This is a genomic window from Nostoc sp. UHCC 0251 (genome assembly GCF_034932245.1).
In the GTDB taxonomy this organism is placed as follows: Bacteria; Cyanobacteriota; Cyanobacteriia; order Cyanobacteriales; family Nostocaceae; genus Nostoc.
Genome location: NZ_JAYGHD010000394.1, coordinates 1 through 13,034 on the forward strand (window position 1 = coordinate 1; position 13,034 = coordinate 13,034).

The following is a 13,034-nucleotide window of genomic DNA, read 5'->3' on the forward strand; positions in this document are numbered from 1 at the left end:
GGATATTACTATTGTCCCTGTTTAGCTGGTACTTTATTTTCTTGCAAGTCCCTAACCACCGATATCCTCATAATCCCCTTACTCCAGACGAAATCCTGCATCAACTTCTATTTCTGCCTTAGCAATTAGGTCATCCTCATCATCATTAAAGAACTCATCATCTTCGGAATCTTCTCCCACAACATTTGATCCGACTGGTTCTGTCGCAACAGGTAACGACACAGGACTTGGCCCAGTGGAATCAAAAAAAGAAACCGAAGGGGGAACCAAATTAGGTGAAACAGGAGTTATTCCTACTCCGTTAGTTCCAATTGTTGGTTGTAAGCCACTTGCACCTTGCGAGAAAACTCCACTATGAGGATTAACAAGAACTATCTGGGGCAGCCCCTCCATCCCAAACGTCCGTTTCATCTTAATTATCTGAACTTCAAGTTGCGCGATCGCATCATGGAGGGCTGACTGCAATTCAACACCAGATACCCCCGCAGCAGATAGCGCAAACGGTAGGTAATACGCCCGCAGCGCCTCACATACTAACTCAGTTTGCCCTCGCTTCTTCGACTGGAGATAGCTAATTACTATACCGTCCTCCATATCTTTATTCCGCATGATACGCGCCAACTCAACCGAATCAGCTGGCTTACTCGCTCTTGCCATAACTTCTCTTCTATGTAACGTGCAAATCAAGCTTCTCAGTAAGCTATTTGTCAATACTCTTACTTTAACCATACGGGGGGAGAACTCACACCCGTATTTACTCCTAACTACCCCAATTCACACACTAATTACCCCAATTAAGTGAAATTGGGTTTGATTTTTGTCAATCAAAATAAATAATTAACTTAAAAATAAACTCTAACAATCCCCATAGTTGAGGTATTCTGAGGGCAAATTAACCCAATTATTTCAGCATTACGTAGAAGTTAATCAACTTAGGATAGAACCCCACAATCCGCTCTGCACAAGCATTTACTTTAGTCGCATTCCACTACAGACCATTGCTGTCGCCGTACAGTCCTCTAACTAAAACAAGGTATGTTTAGTAGGGCCATTTTATCACTAAAGTTATTATCAATAAACTAGATTAATTGACAGTCCTTTAATACCAACCGTCTTGTTTTGTAGTACAAAATAATACTTTTGTACTATATTTACTGTTTGATAAATAAACAGATTAAAAAAATAATACCTATAAATATTGTAATTACGTATAATTGAATCCACGATGATGGATAGTACCCACTACGCGATAGCGTTCGCGGAGCGTCTGCTCCAGAAGCGCCGACCTGTCGGTTCGCACGCTGGCGACATAGCCATATAATCCCTACAATCACTACATCCCAGCAATTGCAGAATTAACAATAAGGTTTAGGGCTTCAGTGTCAGTTACAAGATGAACCACAAGATATTAACCTCATGGTATTTATATCACAATAGTTTCAGTACTCTCACTGTCGGCATCTAAATCAAGTATGGTTTATACCAAAAATAGCAGCGATATTGTCCCCAATTGAAACCACACACTGTTGTCAGATTTCCGGTTATCCCCAAGTCCCTCAGTGCAGTTTCTAACTATGCCACTCAGTCCCGCAGTGAAAGAAGGTATGGTAAGTAACTCCATAAAGCGAACCAAATCCATCAAGGTATACCTCTTTGAGCAAGAGAAAACTACCATTGAGGAAAAAGCGATCGCCACAGGAGTAACTGCATCTGAGTATTTACGTTCCTGTGGGTTAAGGCGGGTACTAACAGCAAAACCGTCTGCCGACTTGATAACTATCCGCGCAACTGCTGGAAACCTCAAAAGCGAACTGATGATGTTATCTCACTTAGCAAAGGAAACAAACAACCAGCAAATTTTGGATACTGTCAATAATGCGATCGCATTCGTAGATCAGACTATCGCAGCTGCATTTAACCTAGATATTCCAGACAAATCACCCTCAAGCCAAGATAAATAAGGCATTACAGGTTCTATATCCCCGTACTTTCAACTCCTTCAATTTGATTCCCGTCATCTATAAAAAACCCAATTTTCTCGACACGCTCAAGTATGTCTTGGGGAAAGATGATGCTGGGATTGTCGATACTAATATGATGGGAACAAACCCCGATGAATTCAACCAGCAGTTTCTCAACATCAAGTACACCAAAAAAGCAGTTAAACGGCAGTGTGCCCACCTGATTATCTCAATAGCACACCGCCCCAGCTATCATGAGCATTTATCGGACAGTCAATACAGCTATGTAGCAAGAGAATATCTCAAGGATATGGGATACCTGCCCAAGGAAGAATCATCTGTAGCAGCTACGAGTCAGTTCGTTGCAGTACGCCACCACGATCGCAACCACGAACACCTGCATATAATCGCCTCCCGAATTCGGTTAGATGGCAGTTTAGTTAATGATTCCTATGATTATTTCAACTCCCAAGTCTCAACTAGACGCATCGCGGCGGAACTAGGGTTAGAGGTGACACCGACAACGAATGAAGCCGTCGCCTCTAAGTTACAGCAAGAGTATGGCATAACTGCACTCACCAGCCCCAACCGCTCGAAAAGTATTAGAGCAGTCAATAGTAAGCACAAAACCCCAACAAGTAAGGAAATTATTCGCCAAGCAATAGGGGAAGCCATCAAGGATAGTCCCACTGTCTCCACGTTCATCCAACGCTTGGAGGAAAACAACATTGGGGTATTGCCTAAAATGCGGGGGGAGGAACTACTAGGCTTTACCTACATCCATAATGATGTGAAAATCGCTGGTTATCAAGTATACAAACCCTATAGTTGGAACAAACTGCTGTCTGAATACGGAATAACATACGACCAAGAGAAAGATAAGGAAGTAATTCAACAAGCTAAAGCCAGAGCAATTAACCGCATAAATATTAATAGTATAAGTAATAATGAGTACTTATATGCTGATAAACCTACTGGCAGCAGTACAAGTGATGGTAATGGCGATACCGATAGTAACTCCAAAATACTTGAGAGTACAAAAGTACTAAATAGTAATTATCCAGATCAAATTTCGACAATACAACCAAAATTACAAGATAAATCCACGTCGGAAGCAAATAAGGTTAGGAAAAAAGTACAGCCGCATCTGAAGGAGCAACACCCACAACAGGATATTTCAGAAGAAAACCGTCTATCCACTGCTCAACAAATCCTGCAAGAGCAATCTTCCCCTACTCCCCCTTTTCCTAACCTTCTCCCTTCTAACCTCAAATATCTGCCTTCTACAATCACTGACTATATGCTTGTTACCAATAATTTCCGTATCAAGGGACGGGAATTGAGTGCCAGCTTAGATGCCAATATTCTGACTGTTTACCGTCATGGGGATAATACTCCTGTGATGCAAACCTGCTATAGTCAGGGAAACTGGTACGAAGAGATACCAACTCGACTAACAACAAACGAAATCGAGCAGATTGAAAGCTTGCGTATCTTTACCCAAGAAGCATTAATGGGTAAGTTGCGATCTGCGCTTCGCAGCAGCGCTTCGCTATCGCAAAGAGGTAGAGGTATTGAGCAATAGTAAATCTGTTGGTAGAGAAAACTTAATCCACAGTGCCTCTATGACTGTGGGTAAAAAGCTGTTGGGAATTACTATCGTCTTTACGAAGTGTTCAAATTTGAACACTTCGTAAAGACGATATCCTACTCAGGTGAAAAAATCCTAATATCGTTTATCTTTGTGGGTTTGCGCATAACCCCATAGGAAATAACTCTACCTTGTTCTAGCTATATTAAATTATAAAAGTAACTAGAACTAAAGGGTGTAAGCTATGCCTAAGAAAAAATGCGGACTTGGGTTTGACTGTGCCAGTATGATGCAATACCCAGGCATAGACTCTGGTGACTGCTTAAATTACAAAACCTGTGGGAGTGCAGTTCAACTAAGCCCCAATGAAGAACTCGAACTTGTTCGTATTCGGGAAGAACAAATGCGCCAGTATCAAGAACAAATTCGCCTGACCCGTCGTTCTGCCGCTATCATGATGCTGATGAGGCGCGGTTGCCCACAATCACCAGAATCGTTAAGTGTTATCCCGGCCATTGAGGCGATCGCCACCACATTAGATAATATTCGTACTGGACTTACCAACTTTGACGGACAGTACATCGCGCCACCTGGTTGCGAACTCCACATCTACAATGTCAAACGACCCAGTGGTACGTACTCGTACTATAAACTAACCGCCGAAAACGCAATATTTGCACCTTCAGAGAAAGAACAACAAGTACGGGTAATTCATCTCAGCCATCAGTATGATGCGCGGTATATAGAAGCACAACTTGGTATCGAACGGCGGAACAAGTTAACCCAGGTACGAACACTGCTTCAGAACGCAAGTGCATTGCTTGAGGAGGCAACACGCCTACTCGAACAAACCACAGATATGAACAGTCCAAATGCTACAGTTGAAGTTTTCAACACCGATGAAATTATACCCATCGACCAATAAAACCAGTAAAAGGGGAAAATTTACTTCATTACTGCTACAAAATTACGTTATCAACACCAAACCATCGTTTTTTAAACATAGTCTTGCATAAGCGTGCAACTTCAGTTGATGAAGCAACTTTGTTCTAGTTAGTTTAAAGAAAAATAATAGCTAGAACAAGGGATAGATTCGGCGAAGACACTATTGGCGAAGCTGCCGTGAAGTACAAACTAAACAGGGCTTAACATACATTAAATATTTTTAATTACCTCGTGAGTCAGGCGATCACTTTATTTTTAAATCCTTGGTGGTCTACCATTCGTACACCACCATAGACCGTGCTTATCAATTACACATTTTTGAATATACTTCTTTCGACGAATATCAACTGCTATAGCGAAACCGTATTTAAACTTATTTTCAATTACTAATAATTCATCATTAATTGTGTAGAAATCGAAATGCTCACCTCTATGTAATGGTAGTCTTTCTGCTTCTGCCCAACCATATTTTTTCATTTCTTTAGCAAATATTTTTTCATCATAATTGTGTGGTAAATATAAATTAACACCTGTTCTATCATCATCAATTTCTAGTGGTATATCCCATGCCTCACAAACACCTTTACAATAATTAGAATTTGGGCATTCTTGCCAGAGTTGTAAACCATATTTATAAGGAATTAGGATGGTATGTACCTGTATTTTTACCTTACCACTTTAAACATGATCTTGATACTGGTAAGGTATTTCTAGAAGTAGACTTTAATCATACTTTGTCAGAATATAAAGAGGCGATCGCGTGTGGTTGGTATCCTCCATGTAGATGGTATCCACGTAATATTAACAATATTTGAAAGTTAGGTACAGCAGTGAGCTTGAGCATAAAATGACCGACATGGTGAACCATAAATTAGCGAGCCAAATCCAAATTCCAACACTTGGCCATTCGGCTGAATGTCGAGCAGGTCGATCACCGAATAGGTGAACGCTTGATTTATGGATGCCATAATCATGCCACCTAACCTGCCTAGCATACCCTTCGGGCGACCAAACATCTGCATGAATATACTGTCTATAATACTCATCAGTGTTAATCGCCTCCCTAGTGTGATGTCTCTATGCTATCTAGTCTTGAGTTTTTAACACATTGTCATTCTGCCTACAACTACAAACACTACCATAATCACAAACATCACAAAAGTTACTACTGATTTATAACTAAGTAAAAAGTAATCAGTAATTTGTATCTTTTTTATCATGCTTAAACTTTGACATCACGCTGAATAAGTATTTATCAATAAAAAGCTAAGTAAAATTTCTACAATAAAGTATTTTTAATTACCCATAAATTGTTAGTAGAAATTAGAAATTTGTTGAATAGATTACCGATAAAGAGAAAGTAAAATTAAACTCTACGGGTATTTCAGTGCCAAAAAGTAAAAATTTATATTTAATTTTATAAGTTTAATTGTTCGTATATGACAATTCAAGCTAAACATTTTGACACTAGATTAAATCAGTGGATTCATACAGATGGTAATACGGTTAATCCAGATTCACTGTTAAAAGAAGAACTTAATAATACCTTAATAGAACATTTCTTTCCTGGGGCTAACTTTTCGTTTGGGCATATGGACGAAAAGTCTACTGTGGAACAATTAATTAATCATCCTGAAGCTCACAAATTATTATTATCATCAAAAACACGGTTGTTATATGGGCCGGAAGAATGTCTAGATAGAATTAAACAATTATGCCCTGACAACAAAGATAGAGGTGCTTACGGATCTATTTTTCTCGGTTCGTGTAAAAATAGCGTCAATAAAGAGTTAAATATTCTAATTGTTGATGACAGTAATGGTGAAAATGGTGGCGTTATTAGTAACGATCAGGCGTATCGGCTAACAGGAGACTGTTACGGGCAAATATCCACAGACTTATATCACGAATTAACCAAGCATCAAAAAGGTGATAAATATCGAGTAATTCAGCACCGTTTCGGCTGGACTGACCAAGACGGAGACGATAACAAATACCGCTTTGGCAAAGGTACACTACGCCCTGTAAACCTTGACCAAATCCTCAATTATCAAGACTCCAATAACTCAACTAAAATTGACCTAATTCTTCCCTTATCTGCATTTAAGGGAACTGATAAAGACAACCCTAATGGGCCAAGCAAGCCCCAAATTCAACCTGGACTGTACAGGCAAAATATCTGGCTAGGTGAAAAATCACAATCTGAACTCGGTAAAACAGCTATCTCGCAGTTACTCGCTTCATTCCCTAACGGGCTGAAAGACTTTACCGAACAGCTAGAACTTGAAGCCAAAAAGCTGAATGTTGTACAGGACGACCCCCGGCAACTTGCACAACTTTACTGCGAAAAGTACGAGAAACGGAAAGCTTTTCTTGAAGAACAAGCAACCACGCTAGAAGAACAAGCAGCAGAAGATCCAACAGTAGTAGAAGATTTAGAGACTTTGCGCGATGGCGCGGGAGCGCCCGCCGTAGGCGATCGCATTGCTACTGACTCTTTCATTTACAAACTCATCAAAGCTGACCTGCAAGGAGAGGGTCAACTTCTTGAAACTGAGAAAGTACAGCGCGAACTCGCCCGGTTCGTCCAAAACGAGTGGAAAGAAATCGCCATCGGCAAGACGCTCACATTTGAGCGGGCAATGGTCATTCCCTCTAAAGACCTGCAAAATGGGGAAATCTGCATCCCGCATTATCAAGATGGGGAAGAAGTTCTCAACTTCCGCTCCCCTTTCCTCAACTCAAATGGTCTGTGCGTCTCAACTAACAAAATTGTAGAAGACATCCTTGGGCCTGATGGTAAACCTCTCGCGGGTGCGATCGCTGTCTCGGACGAAACAAGCGATCGCATTTATAACCGTCTAAACGAGCAAATTAAATCTGCCCTACCTAAAGCCAAAAGTAAAAATCTCCAATTAGAAGGTATTGAAAATTACTTAGATAAAAATATCGACAAGCTCGAAACTAAAGACAAAATCGAGTTTACCAACAAATTTAATGAGTATATTTTAGAACTAAAGTCAGCTGGTTACGAACTAGAAATTCTTCCTCAAGAGTCCGAACAAGAGCGTCAGGCACGCGACTACGATGGTGATTGTATTGGCTTTGAGCGGGCAAGCAAGTATCCAAACCTCACTGCCGAGGCAAAAGAGCGCAACCTGCCTGAAAACGCTTACGATCCAACTGTTAAACTCAAAAAACAATCTTTTTACCAGGAAGATGGCAGTCAGCCGGAATTTGAAGAAATCGCCATCCACATGAGCGATGGTATTAGTGTGGGTGTTATCAACAATCACCTTACCTCAATCGAGGCGTTAGAGTCAGAAATTACTATCCTGAAAAACTTTGGTAGCGAAAAAGACCAAATTGAGTACATACAGCAGGTAGCCAAACACTATGAAGATTTATTTAAAACAGAAGCCTGGGCAAAATCCAAGGGTATTGAAGGGAAGGAGGTTCCGGCCAAGTATCGCGGTTACATGGAAGAGTTTATCAAAACTGTTCGGCAAGAACCCCTAAACCAGAGCAATGCACTAGTAGCAATGAACATCAATACCCAGGTGTACCGCGAAATGATTGCCGAGGCAGCATTTCAAAACCAAATTGCAGTTGACCTCTTCAAAAGTGCCAAAAAACCCGAAATGGAAATTATCCGCAACAACAGTCGGATTCTCCACCGGGAAGTTAACTATATTAAGGATAAGAAAAAAGATGTTTATATTGACAATACAATTCAACCGACAGGATACTCGCCTGTTGAATTACTAATTGCTCAAACCAACCAGTATTTTGAAAAAGCTCGTCTCGAATCGCGTGAAATCGCCCAATTCCAAGCTTTATTTAAAGGTGTCGAGTTTTCTAACGAACAGCGATTAAGAGCTACTCTTGTCAAAAAAGAATTCGACAAATCCTTTAACCAAGCGAGTCAGCTATCTAGACAAAGAGAAACTGAAAAAGGGCCGTCTGCAAATATTACCCTTGTTAACGGCAATCAAGTAAGTGTAACTAACCTTTTACAGTATGACAACGAATTTATCTGGAAAGCTAATAAAGTTACAATCAAGCTATCAGAAATATCTGAAGACAAGCGCAACAGCAACCGCCCGCATAAATATGTAGTTTATGCCCAAATTAACGATGAGACTGAGAACAACAAACCCAAGTTTAGGGCATTAGGAACACTTGCCAAGGAGCAAGAAAACAAACCCGAAGAAATAGGAATTGGACTTGGACAGGAAGTAACGTCTAACAAAATAGCCTTCCAAGCTGAACTAAGCGAAGGTCAAATTAAGCTTCTTTACCAAAAAGCCTACCAGATAGCAGAAGAATTTTCCAATTCAATTCCAGAAGGACAAAAGTTAGCAATGGCAGCTGCTACTTGGGCAGTATCAACTACTCGTGAGAGTAGTAATGATAAAGGTAGCGATTACCAAAAGAAAGTTTCTAATTTCGCCTTTGCTGCCTTTCCTGAAGAGATTATCAGTCAGTTAGACACACTCAGATTTAATGAGTTTAGTATCACTGGCTTCGACAGGAGTAGTGAATTATTTCATGAGAATAAACCTCAAAATATTCGATTTAATCTAGCTGAAGATGGAAAAAGTGTCATTGAACTCCAGAATCAGGAAGGTAATTACAAAACATTTGGCAATATAGAACAAAGTAACGCCCGACTACCAATTGGTAGTGTTGCTATTGCCAGCATTGAAAAAGGTGAAGTATATACCACCTCTGTTACAACCAAAGTACCCGGACTACCAGAACTTACCTTCAAAGTAGGTGAAGTTAATAAGTTTGGAAATTCCCAGAGGTTCAATAATGAACCTGTAATGTTAACAATTGAAAAGGTTGATCTTATTCGTGAAGACTATAGCATTTATCTTCAAAATGGTAATAAACCTGAGAAACTAGGCAACATTGATAAGGAATCAATCAAAGAGGGTATTGCTCAAGGTTGGCTAGCAGAAAAACCCGGTAATGGGCAACAGTTACAGCTTAAAATTCAAACCATCATCACCGGACAAAATGCCTATGCAATAGCAGAGACATCTAAGGGAAATTTTTTACGAATTAATATTACTAATCCAAAATACAAAAAACAGGAGATTAGCAACCAAGCATTTAAAGAAAGTTTAGTTAGAGCATTTGATAAAAAGCACGTTTATATTGCTAAAATTGGCGATCAATCCCTCGGTATTATTGGTCAGCATACTGAACGCCTTGAAACCGAGTTAAATAGAGAAAATGTACAAAGACAGTGGCAAAGGAAAGAAAGTAGCACTGTACAAAAACTAATTGATACGGGTATTATTCGCTTAAACCAACAACGAACTAGTATCCCTGTACAGATTACCAGTAATGAAAGTACCTGTAAAATAACTATTAATCCAGAAACAGTACAGTATCCTGACAAATGGGTTAAACGCAGTCAGCTTATAAGTAATGAAAAGCCTGTAAGAAACGAACAGCAAGAAAAACGGAACCAAATACTCGGTAAAATTAACGAACGTCCGACAATCATATTCCAAGATAAAGAACAAAAATTAGTAGGACTTTTAGGATTAGCAGTTGATGAAAATATAGCCGAAAAAACCAAAAATTATCTAGAAAAAGTAGGAGTATCATACGAACAGCTTCCCGGATCACAAGCTCGGTTTGAAGCAAAAAAAGGTATGACTGTATTCGTACTCGATAAAAGTACTATTAGTCCAGAATTAAAACAAACATTTATTGACCGGGCTGGTGGTAATATCAAGAGTGCAGATACACCGTCACAAATCCCTCCAGTCGTTCCAGAACAAACTGTATATTTTTATAACCCAAACCAAGAATATAGTTCTCCAGATGGATCGCTCTTAGAAACTAAAGAAGCTCTCGGATTAGTTGTTCCCGCACAAGACGCGATCGCCGTAGCCACTTGGCTTGAATCAAAATCTACTGAAAATCATTATTTTATTGAGAGTAACACAGCTACATTCATTTTTAATAAAAATGAGATTAGTGAAAAAATAAACGAAGAATTAAATAGTTTACTTGGAGAACCGATTAATATCGGTGAAGTTGATGGATTTGACCGCTACGAACAGCTTAGTGCAGAGTTAAATCAAAGAGTTGCGGCTGAAGGTAGTCGTTTAGAATTAAACCAAATTCCAGAAAATAGTGAGTACAAAAAAGCTCTACAAGCACTACCTAACCGTCCCAGAGAGCTTAATCAAGAAGATTCTCCAGTACCAATTATTCCTGCGAAAGCTGTACCAGAAAAGAATACAACTAACATTCAATCAAATACTAACGCTACAGTTGCAGGAATTTCACAAGTTTATCAAAACGCGGTTGAGATACAAGTATTAACAGGTACACAATCAGAAACTAAGAACCAAGCAATATTACTACCCAACTCGCGCCAAGCGGATCAAACTAAAGCTATCGAAATATTGGGTAAGGTAAGCGAGGAAAAAGTAGAACAATTGCGATCGCACCTTGAAATCCACCTCAAACCCGTACTTGAAAACGATAAATCCAACTACGCACTACTGAGACAAGTTGCATGGGTCGGTGCAAAATGGGATTTGAAGGATAAAGACTTCAAGCCAGGGGTACAGGACGACAGGTTAATGGAACTTGTCAAGCAGGTATATCCTGATGCGGATATTGTGCTGGTCACTTACTCCGAAAACCCCGGCGCTGGCATCAACTACCACCGCGATGACTCCTACGCCGCGACGGAAGCCCGCAGCATTAATATCGGAAATTCTGATTGGGGGTATCGCGCTGCTAAGGAACGAATGGCATGGACTAGGGAGGAGAATCAGGACGCACCATACCAAGAATTTAAACTTGAGTCGGGTACAGTAACCCGCTTTAACTGCAAGAACGAACACGCTGCCCTCAATACTGAGGCTGGCAGATGGTCTATCAACATCTGGTCAATTAAAAATGACCTGGGCAGAGAAAATAGCGTTCGCCAAAAATTTGAAAACTTCCTCGCCTCAAACCAACCTCCTCGTGCGATAGTCCAAAGCAACAGCGACCTTACCATCAAAACTAACGAGTGGACACCAGGAGGAGAAATTAAAGTAGAACGCAGTTATACAAGCCTCAGAGAAGTCACCCGAAACATACCCTCACACCCTTTAAACCAACCAACTGTAGAAGAAATTATCGCCATCGGGAATTCCACTGCGGCACGCGCTGCTAACCCTCAGATTCCAGACAACCCGACTATATCTGGAAAATCAGTAGCAATGGTTTATTCGCTACATCTGCACGGCGAACCTTCCAAAGTACCAGCTGATACAACCATCGATGCCATGCGCGGATACGGTAGGATACATACTACCAGAGGTGTAGATTACCACAAAACTTATGGTGTCAAAGAGGGAGATATTGCGATCGCTCAAGGTAAAAACGGCGGGCAAGTTGCTTTCCGGGTGGGTAAGCAGTACAAAATTACCCCCGAAATGATTCAAGATCCAAGTTACCAGCAAGCCTGGGCGAAATGGGAAAAGCATTCACCGAAAGAACTTACCCAAACCCAGGCGAGTAAGAGTCAGGTATATGGCTTATTCATGGAGCCGCTAGGGGATTATGTCAATGGCAAAATTATTCCATTCCCAGCGATCCAAAAACAAACTGTCACCCCGATAAATATCAGCCCCGACTCCAAAGATGGACTTGGAGTAGCACTCAGCCTTGCCACTGCACTCGCAAAAGAACAAAGCAAGCTACAAAACGATTACCAAGTTTCAGTCAATAATAATCCAGAAGCCCCCGCCGGACGATATGGAGTAGAGAACCACAGCCAAAAACCTGAAGGAGTAGCATACGCATCTGCCGAACACGCATTTAACCACCAAAAGCAGTTGCATCCATCAGCTGATGAATACAAGTTAATGGTAGAAGTACTTCAAGCTAAACTCGAACAACACCCCCGGTTAACTGAGGCGATCGCCAAACGCGGAGGAACTGAATGGCTGGAAAACTGTACGGCAGTTGCTACAACGGGGGGAACCCCCACAACGCACCGCCTCACCAATATAACTAACGCCCAGGATAAACAGTGGGAAGGTAAGGGTAAAGAATCCGCATTTATTCAAGCCCTCAGCGAAGCATACACCAATGTAGTTGAAAAGTCACAAAAAACTACAGTACAAACTCAGCAGGAAAAATCCGAACAGACTGATCGGCCCCTAACAAATCCACTGTCCAAACTCGAACCTATAAACGCCGCCGTCGCTGAACACATGAAAAAAGATATTGCGATGGCACAAATAGCTACCCAGTTTATCGGTAAATCAGCTGCGTCCCCCAAAACACCTTCAAGCACTCGGAATTACGAGCAAGCATGGGGAGAACGCGCCAACACTGGAAATTACTCAAAAGACGACATCATTATGGTATCCGGGTCTGGCCCGTGGCGCGGAGTGACAAGCGAGCGAATTGCTCAAACTTTTGAAAATCACTACAAACCGTTACTTAATAACAATACCTCTGCCAATTTACGAGGGTTCAACGCCGGTGGAAACGGGATGAATACG

6 protein-coding genes are annotated in these 13,034 nt (G+C 40.9%); 4 read left to right on the forward strand and 2 right to left on the reverse strand.

Translation table 11 applies throughout. The features are described 5' to 3' along the window. Positions 1 to 78: 78 nt before the first annotated feature. The gene (locus tag VB740_RS32780; RefSeq protein WP_323203998.1) at positions 79 to 657 is read right to left on the reverse strand and encodes a hypothetical protein; all 579 of its coding nucleotides are present in this window, start codon (positions 655 to 657) and stop codon (positions 79 to 81) included. Between the two features lie 917 nt (positions 658 to 1,574). Here VB740_RS32780 and VB740_RS32785 point away from each other — a divergent pair. From VB740_RS32785 to VB740_RS32795, 3 genes are all read left to right on the forward strand, one after another. Then, positions 1,575 to 1,961 carry a plasmid mobilization protein gene (locus tag VB740_RS32785; RefSeq protein ID WP_323203999.1) on the forward strand — a complete coding sequence of 129 codons (387 nt, stop codon included), beginning with the start codon at positions 1,575 to 1,577 and terminating at the stop codon, positions 1,959 to 1,961. 43 nt (positions 1,962 to 2,004) lie between these two features. Next, positions 2,005 to 3,546 carry a relaxase/mobilization nuclease domain-containing protein gene (locus VB740_RS32790; RefSeq protein ID WP_323204000.1) on the forward strand — a complete coding sequence of 514 codons (1,542 nt, stop codon included), beginning with the start codon at positions 2,005 to 2,007 and terminating at the stop codon, positions 3,544 to 3,546. Between the two features lie 250 nt (positions 3,547 to 3,796). Next, entirely contained in the window at positions 3,797 to 4,477 is a 681-nt protein-coding gene (locus tag VB740_RS32795) for a hypothetical protein (RefSeq protein ID WP_323204001.1), read from the forward strand. A gap of 275 nt (positions 4,478 to 4,752) precedes the next feature. On the opposite strand, the gene VB740_RS32800 is transcribed toward VB740_RS32795, so the two are convergent. Continuing rightward, positions 4,753 to 4,974, reverse strand: a complete 222-nt coding sequence (locus tag VB740_RS32800; RefSeq protein ID WP_323204002.1) for a hypothetical protein — start codon at positions 4,972 to 4,974, stop codon at positions 4,753 to 4,755. Between the two features lie 962 nt (positions 4,975 to 5,936). Here VB740_RS32800 and VB740_RS32805 point away from each other — a divergent pair. Next, positions 5,937 to 13,034 (forward strand): hypothetical protein (locus VB740_RS32805; protein ID WP_323204003.1); only part of this gene is annotated, 7,098 nt, incomplete at its 3' end.